Source organism: Pseudomonas sp. ADAK2 TE3594 (assembly GCF_053628675.1).
The window spans coordinates 3,558,765-3,583,400 of the sequence record NZ_JBRJGV010000001.1; the positions used below are offsets into that span (position 1 = coordinate 3,558,765).

General features: G+C 58.2%; 23 protein-coding genes. 18 read left to right on the forward strand and 5 right to left on the reverse strand.

Annotated features, from left to right (window positions below; genetic code table 11):
* Window positions 1–43 precede the first annotated feature (43 nt).
* The gene (locus AB7M22_RS15705; protein WP_305502400.1) at window positions 44–469 is read right to left on the reverse strand and encodes a VOC family protein; all 426 of its coding nucleotides are present in this window, start codon (window positions 467–469) and stop codon (window positions 44–46) included.
* Between the two features lie 120 nt (window positions 470–589).
* On the opposite strand from AB7M22_RS15705, the gene AB7M22_RS15710 reads away from it, so the two are divergent.
* Entirely contained in the window at window positions 590–1,465 is an 876-nt protein-coding gene (locus AB7M22_RS15710) for a LysR substrate-binding domain-containing protein (RefSeq protein WP_454186998.1), read from the forward strand.
* 26 nt (window positions 1,466–1,491) lie between these two features.
* Here the strand turns inward: AB7M22_RS15710 and AB7M22_RS15715 are convergent, their stop codons facing one another.
* Window positions 1,492–2,823: an aminotransferase-like domain-containing protein gene (locus AB7M22_RS15715; protein WP_454186999.1), complete on the reverse strand. Its 1,332-nt coding sequence runs from the start codon at window positions 2,821–2,823 to the stop codon at window positions 1,492–1,494.
* 88 nt (window positions 2,824–2,911) lie between these two features.
* Between AB7M22_RS15715 and AB7M22_RS15720 the strand changes: the two genes are divergently transcribed.
* The 4 genes from AB7M22_RS15720 to AB7M22_RS15735 all read left to right on the forward strand — a co-directional run bounded on the left by AB7M22_RS15720 (window position 2,912) and on the right by AB7M22_RS15735 (window position 8,618).
* Window positions 2,912–3,808 (forward strand): DMT family transporter, encoded by an 897-nt coding sequence (locus AB7M22_RS15720; RefSeq protein ID WP_454187000.1) that lies wholly within the window; start codon window positions 2,912–2,914, stop codon window positions 3,806–3,808.
* Between the two features lie 145 nt (window positions 3,809–3,953).
* On the forward strand, window positions 3,954–4,496 hold the full coding sequence (locus tag AB7M22_RS15725) for an Hsp20/alpha crystallin family protein (RefSeq protein WP_454187001.1): 543 nt from the start codon (window positions 3,954–3,956) through the stop codon (window positions 4,494–4,496).
* Window positions 4,497–4,806: 310 nt separating this feature from the next.
* Window positions 4,807–6,633 carry an ATP-dependent zinc metalloprotease FtsH gene (gene ftsH / locus AB7M22_RS15730; RefSeq protein ID WP_454187002.1) on the forward strand — a complete coding sequence of 609 codons (1,827 nt, stop codon included), beginning with the start codon at window positions 4,807–4,809 and terminating at the stop codon, window positions 6,631–6,633.
* A 164-nt stretch (window positions 6,634–6,797) separates the two neighbouring features.
* Complete coding sequence (locus AB7M22_RS15735; protein ID WP_454187003.1) at window positions 6,798–8,618, forward strand: DAHL domain-containing protein; 1,821 nt, start codon at window positions 6,798–6,800, stop codon at window positions 8,616–8,618.
* A 146-nt stretch (window positions 8,619–8,764) separates the two neighbouring features.
* On the opposite strand, the gene AB7M22_RS15740 is transcribed toward AB7M22_RS15735, so the two are convergent.
* Window positions 8,765–9,583: an aldo/keto reductase gene (locus AB7M22_RS15740; RefSeq protein ID WP_454188822.1), complete on the reverse strand. Its 819-nt coding sequence runs from the start codon at window positions 9,581–9,583 to the stop codon at window positions 8,765–8,767.
* 356 nt (window positions 9,584–9,939) lie between these two features.
* Here AB7M22_RS15740 and AB7M22_RS15745 point away from each other — a divergent pair, with 356 nt between their 5' ends.
* The 13 genes from AB7M22_RS15745 to AB7M22_RS15805 all read left to right on the forward strand — a co-directional run bounded on the left by AB7M22_RS15745 (window position 9,940) and on the right by AB7M22_RS15805 (window position 21,923).
* Complete coding sequence (locus tag AB7M22_RS15745; protein ID WP_454187004.1) at window positions 9,940–10,728, forward strand: alpha/beta hydrolase; 789 nt, start codon at window positions 9,940–9,942, stop codon at window positions 10,726–10,728.
* A gap of 274 nt (window positions 10,729–11,002) precedes the next feature.
* Window positions 11,003–11,980, forward strand: a complete 978-nt coding sequence (locus AB7M22_RS15750; protein WP_454187005.1) for an NAD-dependent epimerase — start codon at window positions 11,003–11,005, stop codon at window positions 11,978–11,980.
* A 46-nt stretch (window positions 11,981–12,026) separates the two neighbouring features.
* On the forward strand, window positions 12,027–12,767 hold the full coding sequence (locus tag AB7M22_RS15755; protein WP_454187006.1) for a glycosyltransferase family 2 protein: 741 nt from the start codon (window positions 12,027–12,029) through the stop codon (window positions 12,765–12,767).
* The gene (locus AB7M22_RS15760; RefSeq protein ID WP_454187007.1) at window positions 12,764–13,042 is read left to right on the forward strand and encodes a lipid-A-disaccharide synthase N-terminal domain-containing protein; all 279 of its coding nucleotides are present in this window, start codon (window positions 12,764–12,766) and stop codon (window positions 13,040–13,042) included. The genes AB7M22_RS15755 and AB7M22_RS15760 overlap by 4 nt, the downstream gene beginning before the upstream one ends.
* A gap of 3 nt (window positions 13,043–13,045) precedes the next feature.
* On the forward strand, window positions 13,046–14,566 hold the full coding sequence (locus tag AB7M22_RS15765) for an ArnT family glycosyltransferase (protein ID WP_454187008.1): 1,521 nt from the start codon (window positions 13,046–13,048) through the stop codon (window positions 14,564–14,566).
* Complete coding sequence (locus tag AB7M22_RS15770) at window positions 14,563–15,498, forward strand: SdiA-regulated domain-containing protein (protein ID WP_454187009.1); 936 nt, start codon at window positions 14,563–14,565, stop codon at window positions 15,496–15,498. The genes AB7M22_RS15765 and AB7M22_RS15770 overlap by 4 nt, the downstream gene beginning before the upstream one ends.
* Window positions 15,499–15,921: 423 nt before the next feature.
* The gene (locus AB7M22_RS15775; protein WP_454187010.1) at window positions 15,922–16,662 is read left to right on the forward strand and encodes an SDR family NAD(P)-dependent oxidoreductase; all 741 of its coding nucleotides are present in this window, start codon (window positions 15,922–15,924) and stop codon (window positions 16,660–16,662) included.
* 214 nt (window positions 16,663–16,876) lie between these two features.
* Window positions 16,877–17,866 carry a hypothetical protein gene (locus AB7M22_RS15780; RefSeq protein ID WP_454187011.1) on the forward strand — a complete coding sequence of 330 codons (990 nt, stop codon included), beginning with the start codon at window positions 16,877–16,879 and terminating at the stop codon, window positions 17,864–17,866.
* Window positions 17,866–19,104 carry a hypothetical protein gene (locus AB7M22_RS15785; protein WP_454187012.1) on the forward strand — a complete coding sequence of 413 codons (1,239 nt, stop codon included), beginning with the start codon at window positions 17,866–17,868 and terminating at the stop codon, window positions 19,102–19,104. The genes AB7M22_RS15780 and AB7M22_RS15785 overlap by 1 nt, the downstream gene beginning before the upstream one ends.
* 2 nt (window positions 19,105–19,106) lie before the next feature.
* A complete protein-coding gene (locus tag AB7M22_RS15790; protein WP_454187013.1) occupies window positions 19,107–19,730 on the forward strand; it encodes a 2OG-Fe(II) oxygenase in 624 nt (207 codons plus the stop codon).
* 63 nt (window positions 19,731–19,793) lie between these two features.
* On the forward strand, window positions 19,794–20,693 hold the full coding sequence (locus AB7M22_RS15795) for a DMT family transporter (RefSeq protein ID WP_454187014.1): 900 nt from the start codon (window positions 19,794–19,796) through the stop codon (window positions 20,691–20,693).
* A gap of 91 nt (window positions 20,694–20,784) precedes the next feature.
* Complete coding sequence (locus AB7M22_RS15800) at window positions 20,785–21,564, forward strand: class I SAM-dependent methyltransferase (protein ID WP_454187015.1); 780 nt, start codon at window positions 20,785–20,787, stop codon at window positions 21,562–21,564.
* 92 nt (window positions 21,565–21,656) lie between these two features.
* Complete coding sequence (locus AB7M22_RS15805; RefSeq protein ID WP_454187016.1) at window positions 21,657–21,923, forward strand: hypothetical protein; 267 nt, start codon at window positions 21,657–21,659, stop codon at window positions 21,921–21,923.
* A 21-nt stretch (window positions 21,924–21,944) separates the two neighbouring features.
* Here AB7M22_RS15805 and AB7M22_RS15810 read toward each other — a convergent pair whose 3' ends face one another.
* Window positions 21,945–23,393, reverse strand: a complete 1,449-nt coding sequence (locus tag AB7M22_RS15810) for an aminotransferase-like domain-containing protein (RefSeq protein ID WP_454187017.1) — start codon at window positions 23,391–23,393, stop codon at window positions 21,945–21,947.
* A gap of 425 nt (window positions 23,394–23,818) precedes the next feature.
* Entirely contained in the window at window positions 23,819–24,634 is an 816-nt protein-coding gene (locus AB7M22_RS15815) for a YfaP family protein (protein WP_454187018.1), read from the reverse strand.
* Between the last annotated feature and the right edge of the window lie 2 nt (window positions 24,635–24,636).

Here is a 24,636-nt window from a genome sequence, read left to right on the forward strand (position 1 = left end):
ACTTGAAATCGAATGGCACAACAAGGTTGTGCCATTACTTCTATTACTTGGCGAAGAGTTGGCTCATATCCTTGAACGCCTTGAACTCAAGTGCGTTGCCACACGGATCGAACAGGAACATGGTGGCTTGTTCGCCGACCTGCCCCTTGAATCGAATGTAGGGTTCAATCACAAACTCGGTACCAAAGGACTTCAGGCGCTCGGCCAGGGCTTCCCACTGCTGCCACTCCAGGATGATGCCGAAGTGCGGAACGGGGACGTCGTGCCCGTCTACCGGATTGCTGTGGACGCTCTCTTGGGAAGCAGTCTTTGGGTGCTCATGAATAACCAGTTGGTGACCGTAGAAATCAAAGTCGACCCACTGTGTGCTGGAGCGACCCTCTTGCAGCCCGAACACTTCACCGTAAAAGGTGCGTGTCGCCGCGAGGTCATAAACAGGGATCGCCAGGTGAAAAGGAGAAAGGCTCATCGGAACTCCAATCAAGGTGTTTTTATCGGTTTTGTTTTTGAGAACGGAGCCAATCGTAGAGCTGCAGACCAAACAAAAAAATCAATATATATTTCTTAGAAACACAATTAATATTTGTGAATGATCAAAGAACTGAAAACACTTATCGCCGTCGCGCGCGAAGGCACCTTTGCCGCTGCCGGCAACAGGATCGGGCTGACGCAGGCCGCCGTGAGCGCCCAGATGCAACGTCTGGAGGCCGAACTGGGTTTCCAGATTTTCGACCGCAAGGGCCGCTCGGCTCACCTGAACAGAATGGGGCATCAGATACTTCTGCAGGCGCAGGAGCTGCTTCGCCTTTATGACAATCTGGGTTCCACCACGGTTGGGCTGCCAGCCAGCGTGCTGGTGAACATCGGCGCCATCGCTTCCGTGCAGCGCTCGTACTTGCCGGATGCGCTCGCCAGATTTCACCAACAATGTCCGCAATGCCGAACCCGTGTGATCCCGGGGCTGTCGATGGAGTTGGTCAACCTGGTGGATGCCGGCGAGATCGACATGGCGGTGATCATTCGCCCGCCCTTCTCGCTGCAAAGCGATCTGCGCTGGACGACCCTGGCACTTGAGCCCTACCGGCTGATCGTTCCACGCGATGTGCCCGGAGACGACTGGTCGGCACTGCTTTCCAGCCAACCCTTCATTCGCTATGACCGGTCATCGTTTGGCGGCAGGCAGGTCGATCGTTTCTTGCGGCAGATGCATTTCACCTTGCGTGAAGTGTGCGAGCTGGATGAACTGGAGGCGATTATCAAGCTGGTCGAAAATGGCGTCGGTGTAGCGCTGGTGCCGCAGACGGCGACCCATCAGGATTGGCCCGCCGGGGTGCGTGCGCTGGACTTGGGGCAACACACCTTCCATCGTGATATCGGCCTCGTCCATCGGGCTCGGCAAAGTTTTACCGAGCCGGTACGGGTATTGGCCCAACTGATCGTTGAGCAGGTTCAGAGCGGCGCTTGAATCAACTCTGCACAGCCCTCTTCCGACTACGAATATGCCCCGATCATCCACTTCACTTTTTCCAGCGCCTCGCGCAATGCGCCCATCTCCACAGAGCCCAGCGCCAGACGAAACGCATGGGGGACGTTGACCGAGGTGGCAAACGGTTCGGCGGTGGAAACCGAGACGTTTTCGCGCATCAACGCCATGGCGATCTGGTCGGCCCTTGCGTCTTCCGACAATGGCAGCCAAAGAAAATACGACGAGGGATGGCGAATGCAGCGCAGCCCCGCTAGTACCTCAGCGGCCACGGCTTGCCTGGCCTGCGCGTCCTGGCGCTTTTCCGCTTCCAGTTGCATGACGGTGCCGTCGTCGAGCCATGTCGTGGCGATTGCCGTCATCACGCCCGGGGTATTCCAGGTGGTCGCTTTGATCGTGCGCTCCAGTGCGGGCACGTGTTGAAGGGGGGCGACGACGAAGCCCACGCGCAGTCCGGTGGCCACGCTCTTGGAGAGGCCTGACACGTAGACCGTCCTCTCGGGGGCGAGGTCCGCCAACGGTGCGGGAGGATTTTCCGCGAGGAAGGCGTAAGCGGCGTCCTCAATGATCAGCAGCCCATGCCGGCGCGCAATCGTCACCAGACAGTCGCGTTGATCGGCACTCATCACCCATCCCAGCGGATTGTGCAGGGTCGGCATCGTGTACACGGCCCGCACGCGCCTTTGCCGGCACAGGCTTTCCAGCGCCTCCAGATCAGGGCCGTGATCGAGCACCGGTATGGGCACGATTTCAAGGTGCAGTGAGTCGGCCAGGGCCTTGAATCCTGAATAGGTCAAGGCATCCGCCGCAATCACGTCACCGGGTTGCAACAGCGCCATCATCGTCACGGCCAGCCCCTGCTGGGCACCGGTGACGATCAGCACCTGCTCCGCCTCAACCGCCAGACCTCGGACGCGCAGATGTCGCGCCACAGAGGCACGTTCATGCGGGCGCCCCGCGTGTGGCTGGTAGCGCAGCAGCGATTCCAGATCGCCGGCCGATGCGAGTTGGCGCAGGGCATTTCGCAGCAGTTCTGCCTGCCCGGGAAGCGCCGGATAGTTGAAGTTCAGGTCCGTCATGCCGGCGGCAACGCTATGCTGGTCAATACTCTGGCCCGGCGACCACGAGGTTTCCCTGACGAAAGTCCCCCGCCCCATCTCCCCGCTGACCAGGCCCATGGCTTCCAGCTCCGCGTAAACCCGGCTAGCCGTCACCAGGGCCAGGCCTTCCGTTGCCGCCAGCTGGCGGTGGGTCGGCAGGCGCGTGCCCGGCAACAGTCGTCCTGAGCGGATATCCGCGGCAAATTCATCCACCAGTGATTTGTAGCGTGAACGAGGCATGCGCAAGTGTATCCATGACAATATTTTGATTGTATTGAGTTTCGTCCATACGATGCCTCCCATGCAACCTGCATGAAGGGGAACCTCAATGGAACGCACATCGCACCTGCAACACCACACCACGGAAAAGAACGCGAGCGGATGGCTCAACGGGTTCATTGGCGTGCTCATCTTCAGCGGCTCGCTGCCCGCGACACGGGTGGCCGTTCTGGAATTTGATCCGGTTTTCTTGACGGTTGCCCGGGCCAGCATCGCTGCCATTTTGGCGCTGTGCATGTTGCTGCTTTTCAACGAAAAGCGACCGGCCAAGAGTCAGCTTCTCTCCCTGGCAATCGTGGCCTTGGGCGTTGTATTCGGGTTTCCGCTGCTGACGGCGCTGGCGCTGCAATATGTGACGTCTGCGCACTCCATCGTCTTCGTAGGCCTGTTGCCACTGGCCACGGCAGCCTTCGGGGTCTGGCGCGGTGGCGAGCGTCCCCGGCCGGTGTTCTGGTTTTTCTCGGTGTTGGGCAGCCTGTTGGTGGTGGGGTTTGCCATCTCCCAAGGCCTGACCGCTTCTCCTGCGGGGGACATTCTGATGTTGCTGGCCATCCTCGCCTGCGGACTGGGCTATGCAGAAGGCGCGAAGCTTTCAAGAACACTGGGCGGCTGGCAGGTGATTTCCTGGGCCCTGGTGCTGTCGCTGCCGATCATGATCCCGCTGACCTGGTTCCTGGCCCCGCCTTCGCTCTCGGGAATCACCCCGACCGCCTGGTTCAGCCTGGCTTACGTCTCGCTGTTCAGCATGTTTATCGGCTTCGTGTTCTGGTATCGAGGGCTGGCCCAGGGCGGGATTGCCGCCGTCGGTCAGCTTCAGCTGCTACAGCCGTTTTTTGGCCTGGCGCTGGCGGCCACGCTGCTGCATGAGCAAGTCAGCCTTGGCATGTTGGGTGTGACTGTTGCGGTGATTCTTTGCGTGGTCGGTGCGCGCAAGTTCTCGAGATAGACGGCTCGCCGCCAGAAACCGACTGTTGGTTGGCCTGGCAGCCGCAGGAATACTAACCTTTTAAGGTAAGGCCTGAATCTGTGGTGGTGGACCGGCCTCCGAGACGTTCCCGGCCCACCGCAGTGCTCGATAGGAGGAACGAAAAATGGCCAATTTCGAGAAGAAAATGCCGGTGCACACCGACGACGAAAAAACCCAGCAACCGATGGCTGCAGACCCTTGGCGGCCCCTGGATAAACTGCGCCAGCAGGTCGATCACCTGTTCGAAGACTTCAATCGTGGTTCGGGGCTGACGCCTTTTCGGCGCGGGCTGTTTGATGTCGAACCGTTCTGGAGTCGGGAATTTATCGGCCGCAGCCTGCCTGCGGTGGACATTACCGAGAAGGATGAAAGCTTCGAAATCACCGCCGAACTGCCGGGCATGGATCAGGAAAATATCGACATCAGATTGTCCAACGGCAATCTGATCATCAAGGGTGAAAAGAAAGAGGACAAGGAAGAAAAAAGAAAGGGTTATCACCTGTCAGAGCGTCACTATGGCTCCTTCCAGCGGGCATTCAGCCTGCCTAAAGGCGTCGATGCCGACAAGATCGAAGCGAACTTCAGTAAAGGTGTGCTGAGCATTTCGCTGCCGAAAAAGCCCGAAGCCATGAACGCGGACAAAAAGGTGCAGATCAAATCCAGATGAATCGCCGATACAGACACTTCGCGCAAAAAAGCCCCTTGTCGGGAAGCCGGCACGGGGCTTTTTTGACGTGGTCTAACAAAAAAACCGGGCGGGCGCAGTTAATGCCTGTCAGTCGAGGTCCGCAAACCTATGGGAGCAAGCCTGCTCGCGATGACGGCGGTACATGTAGCATCAATGTTGACTGACCCGCTGCTATCGCGAGCAGGCTCGCTCCCACAGGGGTTACGGTGTTCAAGTGCCCAACTGACCGGCAATCAAGCGGGCGCGGCTCGTTATGAGCGACCCTGCGTTCTCACGCTGAGCCAAGGCCATGAAAAAGAACGACCAGTGGAACCTGTCCTACTTCGCGATCGCTTTTATCGTGCTGAGCCTCATGCAGATGTTCTTTGGCGAGCGCCAGGCCGTGCAGCCCCTGCCCTACAGCCAATTCCTGCAGCTGTTGAACGAGCAAAAAGTCAGTGATTTGCGGGTCGATAAGGACCAGATCAGCGGCAAGTTGCAAGAGCCCATCGATGGACACGACCGGTTCTCCACCGTGCGGGTCGATCCGGCGCTGGCGACTGAACTCTCTCAATCGGGCGTCGGTTTTACCGGAACCACCGAAAACACCTTTATGAACAGCCTGCTGGGCTGGTTGTTGCCGTTTGTCCTGATCATGGTGTTCTGGAATTTCCTGTTTCGCGGGATGGCGGACAAACAAGGTCTTGGCGGGCTGATGAATGTCGGCAAGTCCCGGGCCAGGGTGTTTGTCGAACGCGACACCGGGGTGACCTTCGCCGATGTCGCGGGCATCGATGAAGCCAAGGCCGAGCTGGTGGAAATCGTCTCGTTCCTCAAGGACAAGGCCCGATACGCACGCCTGGGCGCGCACATTCCCAAGGGCACCTTGCTGGTCGGCCCGCCAGGCACCGGCAAGACGCTGGTGGCCAAAGCCATCGCCGGTGAAGCCGGTGTGCCGTTTTTCTCGATCTCAGGGTCCGAGTTCGTCGAGATGTTCGTCGGGGTCGGTGCGGCCCGGGTACGCGACTTGTTCGAACAGGCGCGGCAGGCGGCGCCCTGCATCATCTTCATCGATGAACTCGACGCGCTGGGCAAGATGCGCGGCGTCGGTACGTTGGGCGGTAATGACGAAAAAGAACAGACCCTTAACCAATTACTGGCCGAGCTGGACGGCTTCGATCCCCGTGAGGGCGTCGTGTTGCTGGCCGCGACCAACCGGCCAGAGGTGCTCGATCCGGCGTTGTTGCGGGCCGGCCGCTTCGACCGACAGATTCTGATCGACCGCCCCGATCGCAAAGGGCGGGAGGCGATCCTCAGGGTTCATCTGCAGAAAGTCACCGTAGAGCCAGGGCTCGATGGCGCGCGTATCGCCGAGATCACCACCGGTTTCACCGGCGCCGACCTGGCCAACCTGGTTAACGAAGCGGCCATTGTCGCCACCCGGCGCGGTGCCGAAGCGATCAACTTGAACGATTTCACCGCGGCGGTAGAACGCCTCATCGCGGGGCTCGAACGCAAGAGCAGCCTGCTCGATCCCGAGGAGCGCCGGGTGGTGGCCTACCACGAAATGGGGCATGCCCTGGCCGCCAGCACGCTGCCAGCGATGGACCCGGTGCATAAAGTGTCGATCGTGCCCCGCGCCATCGGCTCGCTGGGCTATACCCTGCAGCGACCGACCGAGGATCATTTCGTGATCAGTTGCCAGACGCTCAAGGACCGGATTGTCGTGCTGATGGCCGGGCGCGCCGCCGAGTACCTTGCCTATGGCCAGATCTCCACCGGCGCCGCCGATGATCTGGGCCGCGCGACCGATATCGCCCGGCAACTGATCACCCGGTTCGGCATGAGCGCCGAACTCGGACAGTCGGTGCTGGAGCGGCAAAACGCAACGTACCTGGGGGATCGCATGGCCACGTTGGGCGAGAAGGATTATTCGGAACAGACCGCCCGGGAAATCGACCTGGGTATTCGCGCCCTGCTCGATGAAGCCTACCAACGGGCCAAGGCACTGCTGGAGAGTCGCCGGGCCGACCTGGATGAGGGCGCCCGTCTGTTGCTGGAAAAAGAAACCCTCACGCCCGAGGAATTCCCGCCGCTACTGCCGTTGAAGCCACTCCCGGCATTACCGCGACCGTGACACCACTGATCCCCATTCGGTGTTTTTTCCGGCACTGTTCGCCAACAACGCTAGGCTTACAAACAATGTGGTGATTATCGCCATTTTGCAGGGAGCGCAAAAATGGAAATCATTAACCGTTGGCAGTCTCTCCCCCTCAGGATGGCCCGGGGAGGAATGCCGCAATGAAGCTCTCCAATCATTACAAATGGACTGCCTTGGGCGCCATTGCGCTGACCCTTTTCAGCGTATTGATATTTTTGCTGATCAAATCATATTCCTACGACACATCGACGTACTTCGAGTCGCGCGACTTCGTTCGCCAACTCAAGCAGTTCGATGCCAACTGGAACGTGAAGATTCTGAGAGCCAAAATCGGCCTGAACGACAATTTGTTTCTGGGGGCGCCCGCTGAAGCAGAACAGCGATGGGTGCAGCTCGACAACCTCAATGCGACCGGTCCCCTCTCGACCCTTTGGCAAACCCGACGCGAGGGTTATCTGGATGCGGTAGAAAACAAAACCCGACTGGTTGAGCAATTCAAACAGCACAACACGGCCTTGCGAATATCATTCGAGGCCCTGCCTGAGCTGGAAGATAACATTCGGGTGTTGCTGGAAGACTTCAACGACAAACGCCCGAAAGTGGATGCTGTGGCGGCCTCAGTGGTGTTCGATGTTACGTTGGACACCCTTGAATATGCCCTCTATGTCACCAGCGAAAGGGCTGATGAAATCTCCGGGCATATGAAGTATCTGAATGACTACATCAATCAACTGCCGCCCGAACAGCGCCCGCCTTTCACTGCCTTTGTAGACGCGGTGAATGCTATTGTTCGAGAACAGCCCATCGTCAATGATCTGCTTGATCGCATCAGTGTGATTCCGGTCGGACGGCAGTTGGATAGCATCAACGAATTATTGAACGAAAAACAACGGCGCACAGGCGCGACAGACCGCCAATATCACCTTTACCTGGGCATATGCGCCGGCATCATGGCGCTGCTGTTGTTGTATCTGGCCGGCCGCCTGATTCGCAGTTATGCCCTGATCAACAAGATGAACAATGAGTTGCAAACGGCAAACGAGCGACTGGAACAACGCGTCGAGGAACGCACCCGTGAACTGCTGGAAGCCGAGCGCGAACTGGTCGATGCCGCGCGGATGGCCGGCATGGCGGAGATCGCGACCAATGTGCTGCACAACGTCGGCAATGTGCTGAACAGCGTTAACGTCTCGGCAGATGTGATCACCCGCAAATTGGCGGCCAGCAAAACCCTCGGCCTGGGTAAAGCGGTGAAAATGATGAACGAACATGCCGAAGACCTGGGGCAGTTCATCACGTGCGATGAAAAAGGCAAATTGCTTCCCCTTTACCTCAATCAACTGGTCGACTCCATTGCGCTCGAGCAATCGAGCATCGTTGACGAACTGTCGCAACTGACCAAAAGCATCGATCACATCAAGGACATCGTTTCCACTCAGCAGGCCTATGCCGGTGCCGCCAGGCTGGTCGAGCCGTTGAACGTCGTCGATCTGTTCGAGGATGCGTTACGCATGAATTCCGGCGCCTTGAGCCGGCACCATGTCGTCGTCACCAAGGACTACCAGGACGCGCCGACGATCATCGGCGACAAACACCGGCTGCTGTTGATCCTGATCAACCTGATCAGCAATGCCAAATATGCAATGTCCAAGGTCAGCGACCATCAGCGCCATATGACGCTGGGCGTCAAGATTATCGATAACGCAACACTGCGCCTCAGCGTAGAGGATCAGGGCGAAGGAATCGCAGCCGAGAACTTGACCCGAATCTTCAATCACGGCTTCACCACCCGCAAGGAAGGTCATGGTTTTGGCCTGCACAGTTGTGCGCTCGCGGCGGTAGAGATGAACGGGCACCTTCGCGTTCATAGCAATGGACCGGGCCAGGGAGCGCTTTTCACCCTGGAGATTCCGCTGGAGACTGCCGACGCATTGCCGACCGCTGGAATGTCAGTCAGTTAAGTCGCAAAACCTGTGGGAGCGGGCTTGCCCGCGAAGACGGCGGCACAGTCAACATTGATGTCGTCTGACACACCGCTTTCGCGGGCAAGCCCGCTCCCACAGGTTCTGCGCTTTACTTACTGGTATTAATCATCCCGCCAACGGGCCTACCCCACCAAGGCCATCAACTGTTGGCGTTGCGCATCCGTCAGCATCGGGCCTGCACCTGCACCGGCGTTTTCCGCCATGTAGCGCGGGTTGCTGGTGCCGGGGATGACACACGTCACCGCCGGATGAGCCAACAGGAACTTGAGCGCCAGTTGCGCCCAGCTGTTGACCCCCACTTGCGCAGCCCATCCCGGCAGCGGTTTGCCTTTCAATCGCGCGAGCAGGTCACCGCCGCCGAAAGGCCGATTGCAGATCACCGCCACACCGCGCTCGCGACACAGCGGCAGGATTCGTTTCTCGACGCCGCGGTCGTCCAGGGCGTAGTTGATCTGCAAAAAGTCCATCGGCTCGGCTTTCAACAGCGCTTCCACCTCGTCATACGCCGACGCCGTGTAATGGGTGATGCCGATGTAGCGGATGCGTCCTTCTGCCTTCCATTGGCGCAGGGTCGGCAGATGGGTTTTCCAGTCCAGCAGGTTGTGAATCTGCATCAGATCGATACGGTCGGTCTGCAACCGCTTGAACGACTGCTCCATCTGCGCGATGCCTTCTTCGCGACCACGGGTCCAGACCTTGGTGGCCAGAAATGCAGGCGAACGAGGCCGATGGATCGACAGTAACTCACCGGTCGTCTGCTCGGCGCGACCGTACATGGGCGAGCTGTCGATCACCGTGCCGCCCTTCTCGAACAACGCTCTGAGCACAGCGGGCAACTGCTTGTAGGCGGCGTCGGAAGGCGCGACATCAAAGCCGCGATACGTGCCCAACCCGACCATGGGTAACGGCTCGTTGCTGGAAGGAATGGCTCGGGTCAGCATGTTCTTGCCTCCTGTTTCCGTCGACGGCGCCGATGCGGCAAAGGCCGGATCGAAGGTGAAGACCGCCGAAACACCGGCAGCCAGCGTGAGTATTTTTCTACGGCTGAAAACAATCATAGGCAAAGACCCATGCCAGTCAGTTTAGGTGCGCAACCTGTGGGAGCGAGCCTGCTCGCGAAGAGGGAGTGTCAGTCGGCATTAGTGTTACCTGACACTCCGCATTCGCGAGCAGGCTCGCTCCCACAGGTTCTGTGCCTTGACTGACGGCATCGGGCACCTCTCCTGTACAGCTGAGTTTGCTGAACTACACTCTGTCGGCACTCAAGCAATAGCTGTCTCAAGGCCCAAAGCAGTCAATGTCGTCCACTAAACTTAGTCGAATGTCGCGCCCCCTGATGTCTCTCTTCGCTTTCATTGCAATTGCGTACCTGGTGCTCTGCGCTGCGCTGTTCGTGTTTCAACGCGCCCTCATCTACTACCCGCAACCACGCGCTATCGACGCGCCCGAAACACTGCTGACGCTGTCAGTCGCCGACGCGCAGGTGCTGGTGACCGTCAGGCCGCACGACGGCCCAAAGGCATTGATCTACTTCGGAGGCAATGCCGAGGACGTTTCCCGCAGCCTGCCTGGGTTCTCGCAGGCCTTTGCGGATCATGCGATCTACTTGCTGCATTACCGAGGCTATGGTGGCAGTTCCGGGTCGCCGTCCGAGGAGGCGATTCAGCAAGATGCCATGACCTTGTTCGACATGGTTTACAACACCCATACCAACATTGCGGTAGTCGGGCGCAGCCTCGGTTCCGGTGTCGCCGTGCGCCTCGCCAGCCAACGCCCGGCCTCACGCCTGATCCTGATCACGCCCTACAACAGCCTTGAAGACCTCGCCGCCCGCCAGTTCCGCTGGTTCCCGGTGAAGTGGCTGCTTCGTGACAAGTTCGAATCCTGGAAATACGCCGCTCACATCACCGTACCGACGCTGTTGATCGCGGCCGAACACGACGAAGTCATACCACGCTCAAGCACGGAAAAGCTCTACACGAATTTCGCCAAGGGTGTGGCTTCGCTGCAGGTGATACCGGGCACGGGCCACAACTCGATATCCGAAAGCCCGCAATACTTGAAACTGCTAGGCGCCGCGTTGTAAGGGCCCGCAGGACGACTGGCACATCAGGGGGCAGTCACAAAATCGACATCAACGCTTAACATTTTTTTTACATATAAGCAGGCACGGTATACGGCGGCGGGCACTGCGCTCATGAGCACCGCGCAAGCTTGTGATTAACAACGGAGCAAGGCATGGAGCCTACAGTGGTATCAACCAAAAAAAATAAGCTGATCAACACATACTCAGGGGTAATTGTCATGCAAAGGCCTCCTTTGCGCACGACGGGGATTGGTCGCGCACAGGCGCGGGCCTCATGACGGTTCTGGTCACGGGCGCCGCCGGTTTCATCGGGTATCACACCGTCAAGCGATTGTGTCGGGAAGGCCTTGAAGTGGTCGGTATCGACAATCTCAACGACTACTACAGCGTGGAACTCAAGCACGCACGGCTCAAGGAACTGGAGTCCTTGCCGGGCTTTCGTTTCCAGACCCTGGACATCGTCGACAAACCGGCCTTGATGGCATTGTTCGAAGACCATGCTTTCACCGAAGTTGTGCACTTGGCGGCACAGGCTGGCGTTCGCTATTCACTGGATAACCCGGACGTCTATGCGCAGTCCAATCTGGTGGGTTTTCTGAATGTGCTGGAAGCCTGCCGGCACCATCGCCCCGCGCATCTGATCTATGCCTCGAGCAGCTCGGTGTATGGCACCAACAGCAAAATGCCGTTCTGTGTCGATGACAGCGTCGACCATCCCATTTCGCTGTACGCCGCCACTAAACGAGCCAATGAACTGTTGGCGCACAGCTACTGCCACCTGTATGGCCTGAAGGCTAGCGGCTTGCGCTTTTTTACCGTTTACGGGCCTTGGGGGCGCCCCGACATGGCGCTGTTCAAGTTTACCGAGGCGATCATCAAAGGCTTGCCGATCGACATCTATAACCATGGCCAGATGTCGCGCGACTTCACTTACATCGACGACATCGTCGAAAGCATCGCGCGCCTGCGCTCAAAGCCACCGGTGCCGAACGGGCCCGGCGATGGCGTAAACCGAATTTTCAACATAGGCCGCGGCCAGCCGGTACCGCTGCTGGAGTTCGTCGATTGCCTGGAGTCGGCGCTGGGCATCAAGGCCCAACGCAACTTCATGCCGCTACAGGCAGGCGATGTGGTCAAGACCTGGGCCGATATTTCGGCACTGGCCGAATGGGTCGACTTCCGTCCTCAGGTGACGGTTGAAACAGGCGTGGCGGAATTTGTGAAGTGGTATCGCCACTTCTACCAGATATGAAACGTGAGCCCTTGATAATAAAAGACCAAGGCGCAAGGGGGACTCTATGAGCCAAGACATCTTTGTATCTGTATTGATTCCAGCAAAAAACGAAGCGAACAACCTCAAGCCTTTACTTGAGGAAATCCGCACCGCGTTGGCCGATGAGGCTTACGAAATCATTGTCGTGGACGACGGCAGTACCGATTCCACCTTGCATGAACTGCGACAGATGAAAAACAACGGTCTGAGCGCGTTGCGCATCCTGCGTCATGAGCGTTCGCTGGGGCAAAGCACCTCGCTCTACCATGCGGCGCTCAATGCTCGGGGCCAATGGCTGGCGACACTCGATGGCGACGGTCAAAACGACCCCGCGGACATCCCCGGGATGTTGGCGCTGGTGCGCGGTGAACAGGGTCTGGTAGACGTTCAGTTGGTAGCCGGGCATAGGGTCAACCGCCGCGATACCACCAGCAAGCGCTGGGCCTCGCGTTTCGCCAACGGCCTGCGCAGCCGCCTGCTCAAGGACTCCACGCCGGACACCGGCTGCGGGCTGAAACTGATCGAGCGCGCGGCGTTTCTGCGCTTGCCGTACTTCGACCATATGCATCGGTTCATTCCTGCGCTGATCCAGCGTCACAACGGCCGCATGATCGTCCATCCGGTTAACCACCGCCCCCGCACCGCAGGGGTGTCCAAATACGGCAACATCGACCGTGCCCTGGTGGGCATTCTCGACCTGTTCGGCGTTTGGTGGCTGATCAAGCGCACACGGTTGAACACCAACGCACAGGAGATCGAAGGATGAACTTCTCCCGCGAAACCCTATGGCTGGTGATCGGTTTCGGTGGCCAGATCGCCTTTACCGGTCGCTTCGTGTTGCAGTGGCTGTACAGCGAATACAAGAAACGCAGCGTGATCCCGGTGAGCTTCTGGTACCTGAGCATCGTCGGCAGCACCCTGCTGTTCGCGTACGCCATTTACCGACAAGACCCGGTCTTCATTGTCGGCCAGGCCTTTGGCTCCATCGTCTATTTGCGCAACTTGCAATTGATTGCCCGCAGCAGACATCTAAAGGACTGAACCATGCGCAAAACCCTGTCGCCCGGCATCGAATGCCTGGGCTTGGTGCTGCTCGCCTTGCTGTTGATCGGCGCCGGGCTGGGGCTACGTCAACCGCAGAATGTGGACGAGGAACGCTTCCTCGGCGTGGCCCTGGAAATGCTGCACAACGGCGCGTGGTTCATCCCCCACCGTGCTGCGGAGATATACGGCGATAAACCGCCGATCTTTATGTGGACGGTGGCCTTCTTCGCGTGGCTCACCGGCCTGCCTGCCCTCGCCCTCTATATTCCGGGGCTTTTGTCGGCCGCGTCGGTCACGGCCATGGTCTACGATCTGGGCCGCAGGCTATGGAATCAGCGCATCGGTCGGACGGCGGCGCTCTTGTACCTGGCCACCTATCAGACCTACAGCATCCTGCGAACCGGGCAGATCGACAGCCTGTTGATTCTGTTCACGTCGCTGGGCCTGTACGGGCTGGCGCGGCACCTGCTGCTCGGGCCGGCCTGGCGCTGGTTCTATGTGGGCTGTGCCGCCATGGGCATTGGCGTGATCACCAAAGGGGTCGGCTTCGTCCCGATCCTGATGCTGATTCCGTATGCCTATGCGGTGCGCAAAAACTGGTCCGGTGTAGTGGTCATGCCCGGAGAGAAGCGCAAGTGGTTCCTGGGCTTCCTGGTCGCCCTCGGCGCCATCGCGATCTGGCTGCTGCCCCTGGCGCTGTCCATTGTGCTCAATGGCACTGCGGATGAAATTGCCTATGCGCGAGAAATCCTGCTGCGCCAAACAGCGGCACGCTATGCCGCCGCGTGGGATCACCGCGAACCGTTCTGGTACTTCTTCGTCAACGTGATCCCGCAATATTGGCTGCCGCTAGTGCTCGCCCTGCCGTGGCTCGTGCCGGCCTGGCGCCGTCAACTGCGCAAACACGACGGTCGAGTGCTGGTGCTGCTCGGCTGGGTGGTGCTGGTGGTGTTGTTCTTCTGCCTGAGCAGCGGCAAGCGCAAGTTGTACATCTATCCGGCGCTGCCAGGGCTGGTGCTGGTGGCAGCGCCGCTGATTCCATGGCTGCTCAAGCGCTGGTTCGGCAAACGCCCGCGCGGTCGGCGAATATTCCAGGCGCTGGTGGTGACCTGGTTTGTTTTGTGGTTTGCCCGCGGTTTCATCGAGACGATCAAGGAAGGTCGCAACCCCCATGAAGCGCTCATGGCGCAGGCGGCGACGATGACCCACGGCGCCGATCTGGTGCTGGTCAACTGGCGCGAGGGGCACTGGTTATTCGCCCGGCAGCCGATCGTGCATTTCGGGATGAAAGACTCCTCGGTCGAACAAGCAGCGCAGTGGTTGCGCGACCACCGTGAGGCGTACGCCTTGGTGCCGGACGGAGTGTTGAGCCAGTGTTTCAAACCTGAAGCCGCCCATGAGCTGGGCGAAACGTCTCGTGCGCAATGGTCGATCGTCGGCGCCGATGCCGATAACGGCCAATGTCGGCCCGAACAACCCGCCAAGGTCTATCGCTTCAGCTGGAACAAGGACAAGTCATGAGCAAGAAATGGAAGCTCGGAATATTTTTCATTGTTGTACTGCTTGGCGCCTACGCGGTATCCGCACATTTCATGGTCCACCAGCAGCTGTATGCGCACTGGAAAAACCGCTGGCATGGCAATCAGGCGCCGGACAAAAACATCTGGCTGCCGGACTATAAAGCCGTGATCCAGGCCAAGCCTGTCGCGGACGTGACCAATTTGTCCGGTATCGCCTATGACCCGGACCACGATCGTCTGCTGGGCATCACCAATGGTACGCCTATGGAAATTGTGGCAATGAGCCGTAACGGAGACCTGCTCGAACGTTACCCGCTGATCGGGTTCCAGGACACCGAAGGCATTGCCTACATGGGCAAGGGTCGTGTGGTAATCGCCGATGAAGGCTTGCAGCGACTGTACGTCCTGACCTTGCCGGACAGCCCGGGCCCCATCTCTGTGGAAAACGCACAGTTTGTCGCGATCGAGATCAACCTGAGCGAACACAACAAGGGCTTTGAAGGCGTGACCTATGACGCGGCCAACGATCGTATCTTCGCGATCAAGGAGCGCGATCCGCGGCAGCTGTATTCGGTCACGGGCATGCTCGCCTCCATGGGTGGCCCGTTGCAGGTGCGCATCAAGGACTTGACGAACTGGATCGACCGCAGCGTCTTCGGCCTGGATCTTTCCGAGGGTTACTACGATCCGCGGACCGGTCACTTGCTGCTGCTGAGCGAGCAGTCTTCCAACCTGACCGAACTCGATCAGGACGGCAACTTCGTCAGCATCCGCTCCTTGCTCGGCCTGAACGACCTGAAAAAAACCATTCCGCAAGCCGAAGGCATGACCATGGACACCGCTGGCGAACTGTACATCGTGAGCGAACCCAATCTGTTCTACCGTTTCTCCAAATCGAAAGCTGCTGTGGCAGAGAATCAGCAGAAACAATAATGGGTTTCGTGCTGGACGGGCCGGCCTCATCGCGGGCAAGCCCGCTCCCACAGATATCTGCTTGACCAAAAGATTTGTGAACGACACCGCTCACTGTGGGAGCCGGGCTTGCCCGCGATGGCGACAGTACATCCAATATTGATGTGACTGAAAGATTGCTACCGCGAGCAGCCTGCTCGCGATGAGGCGCGCCAGAACACCCTCAAACCAGGCCTCGATCCTTTGCGCCCCCCTGCGCAAGCCCTCTCTCGATAAACAGCCCCCCTAACTGTCATGGTCGCGCAACCATACAGTTCGTTGCCCCCGCCCCATCGCCGTACCGGTACTTCCTTCGCCAAGCTCCATAACCTGCAGGTGCTCATCAGGCACCCACGCTTCAGCCCGCCAATGACTCATAAAAAATGCAATAAAAAGGAGCTTCAATTGAACACTGAGGAAACAGTGGTTGTCACCGGAGTGACATCAGGCATTGGCCTGGCTTGCGCCAGGAAGTTGATAGAACAGGGAAACAAGGTAGTTGGGATCGGGCGCAGAACCGAGCGCCTCAATGCACTGGCCGACGAACTGGGTGAACGTTTTTATCCCCTGGCCTGTGATGTGCGTGACATCGATTCACTCACCACACAGTTGAAAAAACTTCCCGATGCATTTGCCACGTTCAGCAAACTCATCAATAGCGCCGGCTTACTTCAGGGACAAGGGACGTTACTGGACGTCTCGGACGCTCAAATATCCACCATGCTGGAAACTAATGTTCATGGATTGATCAATGTCACTCGGGCGGTATTACCCAAGTTGATAGAGAGCGGTCGCGGGCACATTATCAACCTGACCTCGATTGGCGCTCACTATCACTATACCGGCGGCCATGTCTATGCGGCGTCCAAGGCTTTTGTCGACCATTTCGGACAATGCCTGCGCACCGAACTGGTGGGCGCCCGGGTCCGGCTGACCAATATCGCACCCGGTAAAACCCGCTCGGAATTTGCCTTGGTTCAATTTGCCGGCGATCAAGCCAGAGCCGACCGGGTGTACAGCACCCTGACGCCGCTTGAACCTTCGGATGTGGCCAACTCGATCCTCTGGGCTCTGCATCAGCCCACTCACGTCAATATTAATCTTATTGAACTAATGCCTGCTGATCAGGAACTTTCGTACCGGTGATCCCATGAGCCAATCCCTCGCCCACTACTATGTCAGAAACAAACTCACGCATAAGTTGATCAGCAAGCGCGTGCTGTCACCTATCTCACTGTCCCAGCAGCCACCGACTGACTTGGTACAGGCACTTTGCATTGAAAGTGAAGTGTCAAAACTGTCAGCTGTTTATGCCCAGTTCCAACACTCGGACGATGGCCAGACGGGTCTTCCCCGTTACATGCCGTTTTATCGTTTCATTCAGTCCAAATTCCCCGGTTTTCAATGGCAGGTTCGTTCCACTCAGGGCAAAAAAACCTTGATTCTGGACAAACCGTACATCAACCAGAGCCGGCCTTCGCTTTTGAATTTGCTGCTGTGCGCCATCAATGACAACACCGCCACGACCCCGGCCCTGAAAGTGCGATACCCCGCCATGCGAGAACTGCCGGACGAATTGGTGGTGGATCTCGAGCAGGCCTTTGAGCGCTTGTCATTTGCGCAGTCGGCGCCCCACTTCGTAGCGCGTTTTGCCCAGGCCCTCGCCAAGGGACTGGCCGGTGAAACCATTACCCTGGTCTCGCCGGTATGCCCTGATTACGGCTACGAAAACAAGAATGGCCGCCTGCGTTATACCTTCGAGCATCTGGGTGAAGGCATCGGGCTGGTGGCCGGACGTGTGGTCAAGACCCTGCCTGACCTGCAAGCGGTGCTGAAGAAGCACGGCATCGATGCACGGATCGCCGTGGCCGCCGGGGATTTCGAAGGGTTTGACGCCAGTACCCTGAACCGTCTCAATGAAACGCGCGAAGGCTTCGCCCACAAACTGCGAATCAGCCAGCAGAAGATCCTCGATGTTCTCGGCCCAGACGCCGAGTCGATCATGATCGCCGAAGCAGCCGGTGGCGAAGACTGCTGGCATGCACTGACGGCTGAGGCCCAGCAACGCCTGGCAAACCAGGACAACGGCTGCATCGTCGAGGACGATCTCGACTATGCCTCCATCTTCAGTGCACGGCTGCCGCTCTATCAAGCCTGGCACCAGCAGCGCAGCAATGAAGAGTTGATGCAGATCCTGTATGCCCAGGGTGCGGAATATGCGGCCATCGGCAAGGTGTTCGCCCAGCAGTGGAGCAACCCCATTGTTATCGGCGCGGATCACAATCGCATGCAGCCCTTCTATTGGCTGTACAGCACCATTCCTGTCCTTTATCTGACCAGGGTTTACTGATGAGCCCGCGTGAAAGTGCAAATCAATGCACTCACTACTGTCAGTACGGGCCACAGGGCGATGTCCGTGCCAGCTATGCCCATCTGCCCTTCCAGGGTTTCTGGACCTGGCTGACCGGCAAGGGACAGGCGCTCACACCCGAGGCGTTGAAGAGCGCAATGAATGAGAGCGGTGAAGGCTTCCTGGTGGCTCATTTGCTGTTCACCTGGTCGATGATGATCGCCTTGGTGCTGCTCGGCCAGGCCGTGCTGCAGGGTGTCTTCTCCATGAGTACGGCGGTGTTGCTGGTGCTGGCGGGCTGGGTCCTGATGGTTAACCGGTTGCGCAGCATGCAGGCCACTTTCCATTACCTGACCCACGGCGCGGTACTCAAGGACAAGGCTCGTGCACAGCGCTATGCCAGGCTGTTTCTGACCACGCCACTGCTGTATCAGGACTGGGACACCTATAACCAGAGCCATGTACGCGAACACCACAATATCCACGTGTTGTGCTCGGACACGGATCCCGACCAGCGCTTCATCCGCGAGCAAGGTTTCTACCCGGGGATGCCTGAATTGGTCTACTGGTGGCGACTCTGCTGCACGCCCTTTCGCCCGGTTTACCTGATGCGTCAATGGCGTGGGACGTTGCTCGACAGCTTTGTTCGTCTGGACCGTCGTGAAGCGTTGTTTCGCTGGGGCTTCTGGGGTGTATTGCTGACGCTGCTGTGGGCGGTGGGTGGGTTGCCAGCCTTTGGCTTGATGTACGTGATACCGCGCGCCGTGCTGTTCGAGCACTCCATGTGGCTGCAATTGTTTACCGAGCACCTGTGGTTCTACCAGCGGGACGCCCGCCGTACCGAGAAAAGCCATTATGGCCGGCTGACCTGGGGTCGTTTCCAGGGCCGCACGCCGCCAGAAAGCGGGGTCATCGCCCATGCCGCCTGGATGTTGAAGTGTGTGCTCTACGATCTGCCGGTGCGCTTGTATGTGTACCCTCAAGACCTGCCCAACCATGACGCGCACCACCGCCGCCCCAACGTCCATTACCGGCATATCGCCAATTATCGGGCCAGCGTCGAGCAACAGCCCTCCCCGTATGGCCCATTCCTCGAAGTCTGGGGGTTCATGGCGGGGCTGTATCTGATTCGCGACCATTTGTGCCGAGGGGTGGTCGAGCCTTTTACCCCTTGGGAAGCTGCTTCTCTCAACACCCAAAACAGCCTGTACCCAACGTCCACCGATCAAGGAGCCTGATCATGCAAGAGACGATTCAAGCCGCGAACCACGAACTGAACAGCAATGCCTACGCCTCCCTCAAAGCCTCACAGCTGTTTTCTCAAGAAGACCTGGACTACATGGAAGCGGCGTGCCAGGTCATTCCCAAAACCATCATCGAGATCGGTGATGTAGGTGAAGAAAACTTTCTCGCGGTGGGACGCTTCATGGAGGATCAAAAAGGTCAGTTGCCCGTGTATCGCAACGATCCTTACGGCAAACGTGTGGTGGAGATCCTCTCTTCGGGAAAAAGCCGTGAATTCTTCAACGGCATCATGGAAGGCGAGTGTTTTATCCGCCGCTGCCAGTCCAATCTGCTGGAAGCTGGCAACTTCATCGGCAAGCACATCGACACCTACAGCAACCTGGAATATCGCTATTCCGTGGTGATCCAGTTCGGCAAACAGTACGAAGGCGGCGAGTTTTTTATCGAGCATGAAGGCCGCGAATCGCAATTTAAAACCGGCTATGCCGACGTGCTGATCAATCGCTGCGAGATCCCCCACGGCGTACGCAAGGTAGAGAGCGGCACACGCTCCTCCCTGGTGTTTTTCCTGAGCACCAGCCCGTTGGACAAACCCAACCTCAACAATAAACAGATCTGATCGGAGTGCGCGTCCGCCCCCCAAGGCGGACGTTCAACCGGCGAAACCAGAAGGAAACGTCTCATGACGCAAACAAACGTAGCCAGCTTTCAAGAAACAAAGAATCAAGACCTGCAAGCCTATTTCCTGGGACTCATTTCGGTCGCGGCGTTTGCCATGACTTTGCCGGCGGCAAAAATGCTCGCAGGCGATCTGAGTGCCCTGCAAGTCGGGTTCTTCCGGTCGGTATTGGCTGCGTTTGCGGCAATTCCCTTTTTACTTATCGGTCGAGCAAAGCTACCCAATCGCTCGCAAATCAAGCGGATGTTGCTGACGTCCACCGGCATCGTCTACGGCTTTCCGATCCTCACCGCGCTCGGCATGCAATACGTTCCGGTCAGCCACGGCGGCGTCGTACTCGCTGCACTGCCGCTGTCCACAGCGATCTTCGGTACCCTCATTACAGGCACTCGCCCCTCCAAAATGTTCTGGGCGGTCTCAAGCCTGGGCTTCCTGGTGGTGATGGCCTACACCGTCATCAAGTCGGACGTCTCGGACATCTACATCGGCGATCTGGCGCTGCTGGGCGCCGTGCTGCTGGCCGGTTTTGGCTACGCCCAGGGCGGTGCACTGTCCAAGGAACTGCCAGGTTGGCAGGTCATGTGCTGGACCCTGGTCATCAGCCTGCCTGTGCTGCTCCCGGTGAGCCTCTGGCTCTATGACGGACAGACCATCGCCAACTTGCCTGGACAAGGGGTCGCTGCCCTGCTGTTTCTGGCCCTGATCAATTCGCTGCTGGGTTTCTTCTCGTGGAACCGCGCCCTGGCCCTGGGTGGCATCCAGCGCATCAGCCAGCTGCAATTACTGCAACCGTTCTTCACGTTTGCCTTTTCGATCTTCCTGATGGGCGAGTTGTGGAACTGGCTTACCCCGGCCGTCTGCGCCATCGTCATCGTGCTGGTCTGGCTGTCCAAGCGCATCTGAAACAAGACCGCGCGCTGGCCAACCAGCGCGCTTCTTGAGGAGCTTTCGGGCCGCCGTTACATCCTCTCCATACCCAGACGGAAATCCGCCCATGACGTCTTCGAGCTTTTTTCGCCCCGCCTCGGAACTGGCACAGTGGGACGCCTCGCAGTATGAAAACAACGCCCGTTTCGCTCAACCCGCCAACGGCGCGGTCGAACTGTTGGCCTTCAAGGCAGGCGACCGGGTGCTGGACATCGGTTGTGGCGACGGCTATCTGAGTGAGCAATTGGCTCGGCAATGCGCTGAAGTGGTGGGTGTCGACTACAGCCCGCAAAAGGTGGAAGCCGCACGTTTGCGTGGTCTGGATGTGAGGCTGGGGAATGCCGAGGAGCTGTTCTTTCACCAAGAGTTCGACGCAGTGTTCAGCAGCGGCGCCATGCACTGGATGCGACGTGCCGATCAAGTCGCCCATGGGGCCTTCATGGCACTCAAACCCGGTGGACGTTTCGTCGGTGAATTTGCCGGTGCCGAGAATGCCCTGCTGATCCGGCGGGCGATCCACGGCGCCCTGGAGCGCAGATCCGTCGATGCGCAGGGCATTGACCCCTGGTTCCTGCCCACAGCCGGTGAATACCAACAGGTGCTGGAGAATGCGGGGTTTCACATCAGCTACATCAGTTGGTTCGAACGACCTGAAGTACTGGATTACCCCATTGCCCAATGGATACAAACCTTTGGTAGCCCTTACCTGACAGCGCTGCCGGTTGAAGCCCGCGCTGGCTTCCTGGAAGAAGTGACGGAGGAGCTGGCCAATGATCTGTTGAACTCCGACGGCCAATGGACGGTGGACTACACATGCCTGCGTTTCAAAGCTGAAAAAAAGGCATAACCCACAGCACTTGCCTGAAACAAGGAGCGATACATTGGATCAATCAGCAGACGGCGGGCGCGGTGCCTGGCTCTCAAACTGGAATTAACGATATGTCTATAAAAACCAATGGATTAGCGTTGAAATCTTTTTACGCCGACACCCAAGTGTGGTCGAACCAGGACGGCAAACCGCTGTACTGGATCGACGACATCAGCCTGGCCGTCAATGGCTCGGAAATCGTTGAAGATTCGTTCATTCAAACACTGCACGACAATGATGAAGTCCAGATCCTCAACGGCGTCATCTACTCCTATGAAGATCTGGGAGAAGTGGCCACCCTGGTGGAATACTTCAAAAGCTGGCAGCAAAACCTGTAGTCAATGCATCGCGCGCTTCAGCTAACCGGGCGCCTGATCCAGAACACTGTGGTCGGTGACTCGCTGGGCAGTTTCGCTGCCAGTCTGAGCGTCGATGAAACGCTTGAACTGGATGTCATTGCAGTGGCTGACGTTCAGGCGGATGTACTGATCATAATCGCGGGTGTTGCTGAACAACGACCCTGGAGCCAAAAAGATCCGGGCGTCATGGGCCTGTTCGATCAGACGGCGAATGTTCACGTGCGCGGGGAAACGCGCCCACAGAAACAAACCATCCACGCCGGGTTCGTCAAACACCACACCCACCTTACCCAGCCACTCCCGCGCCCTGACACGCTCCTGCATCACCCGCTGACGCAGAACATCCAAATGGTGCTGATAGCGCCCGGACTCCAGAGTGTAGGTCACGATGGTTTCGTCCATGGATGAGCCGCACAACAAGTTGTACATCTTCTGCTCCACCAGACGTTCGACAAACGCTGGTGGTGCCGCCACATACCCGAGGCGCAGGGCAGGACTGAGCACTTTGCTGAAGCCGCTGATGTAAAAGGTGCGATTCAAACCATCCAGGCTGGCCAGTCGAAGGGTTTGCTTGGCAGATAACGAGCCAAAAATATCGTCTTCGACAATATGAAAATCATACTTCTCGGCCAGCGAAAGAATCTTGAACCCCTTGGCCGGGGAGGTATTGCCGCCAGTAGGATTGTGGATCAGGGTTTGGGTCAGAAACAGTTTTGGCCGGTATTTGATCAGCATGGCCTCCATGGCCTCCAAGTCCGGACCATCAGCCAATCGTGGCACCGTGATGATGTTGAAATCGCGCCCCTTGATCAGCTTCAACTGCAGCAACAGATAGCTCGGGTCCTCGACCAGCAAGTAATCACAGGGCTTGAGCATGACACTTCGAATCAGCGAGAACGCATGGGTCGCCCCCACCGTCACCACAATCTGGTTGCTGGAGGCATTGATGTGAACCTCGCGCAACTTGCGAGCAATCACCGAGCGCAACTGCTGACTCCCCGCGGCAGGCGCCGGGACGCTGCAAGACAGCGTGTTACGAATCAACCGTCCGGTAACAGAAACAGGCACAGCGTCAGCCAGCCAGGACGGAGGAAAGTAGCCTGAACTGACGGGGATATCGTATTGGGAAGGGTCCAGCGCGCGATACAGAAATCCCGCATGCAGGCTGGACGGCGGGATCAACTCGTCCAGGTCCTTGAGGGTTCCCGCTGGACTGGTCGCGAGAATAAAGTAACCGGCCCCGGGTCGAGACTCGATAATGTGCTGCGCCACGAGGTCCTCGTAGGCGCTGCTCACCGTAAAGTTACTGACGCCCAGTTGTTTGGAGAGAGCCCTGACCGAAGGCAACCGACTGCCTTGAACCCATTGGAAAGTTTCAATGCGCGCAATAATTGCATTTCGGATCTGGTCCACCAACAGCGTCTTGCTGCTGCGATCTATCTCGAACATCTCATTCCCTTAATGAAACCACCGCCATCTCTGAAAACATGGCATTCCTGGTGCCTGGCAAAAAGCAGGCAGGTGATCGACAAGCCATCGCCGATACTCGCGCGCGAGGCAACCACCCTGGAATTATGTAAGCAAAGTTTACGCCAGCGCTCAAAAAATGCCTTGCCTATTCCATCGAATAAAAACTCGGGGATGAGAATGGGTTTTCATGGAGTTTGAGGACATTGCGATCCAAAGGCTCAAGGTTGAAGCTGTTTGCCGAGGTATCGGTTGAGAATGATCAGGGTTTGGGTCCGGGGCAATGGTCTCAGCAGTGCTGCGACAATTGCGTCATGCCTGTATGTCGTACTGGCCATATTCAAGCAATCGGGCAGCAAACCGCTGCCCAATTTAATTGCCCAACAACCCGCTGGACAATTACACCCTCACGGATAACTAAACCCCTTGACCAACGTCAACTCCCCCACCGCCCGCATCGGCACCAGGAACGTCTCCATCTTCTCGTTCGGCGTCCCCTCCTCCGTAATCACCGTAATCTGCGCAGTCGTCAGGGGCTGAACAGCCTCTTCCTGCCCCTCCTCATCACTGCGATACCCGCCACCGTAGTAGTTCACGTACACCAGGTATTGCCCCTTGATCGGCGCCGGCATGGCGAAGATTTCCGGGCCGTAGCCGGTGGTGACGTCGACGTCGAGTGCGCCGCCGTTGGCTGCGACGCGGTCGCCGTACCAGATGTGGCCGCCGTCAGGCGTGACGAGGTGCAGGTCGAGGTCGGTGCCGTCGCTGTCCCAGGCCAGCAGCACTCGCAACTTGGCCGGGGTGGCGCCGCCGCTGGCATTGAGGAACTGCGTGCGATGGCGTTGTTGACCATCGGGGCTGCGGACTTCAACGCTGTTGCTGCCGTTGGGGAATGAGAACGGGCGATCATAGCGGCCGGCGGGGTCGATTTTCAGCGGCATGCTGACGCCGTTGACGATCAGCTTGCCGGGTTCATTGCCCTTGGGCGTGGATTTGATCTGGCCGGTAATGCGAGCGGTATTGGCCTGCCCCACCGGTGTGTTGACCGAGGACGCCGGGTAATTAACCGTCTGACGAAAGTTTTCGCCTTCGCCTTCGGGCGCGCCTGTGCGCCAGCCGCCGACGGGCGTGTCGAGTTTGACCGCGCTATCGGCGGCGAACGTGGTCGGCCATACGCAAAAGGAACAAAGGAACAGGAGGACCTGTGGGTAACGGAGTTTCATGG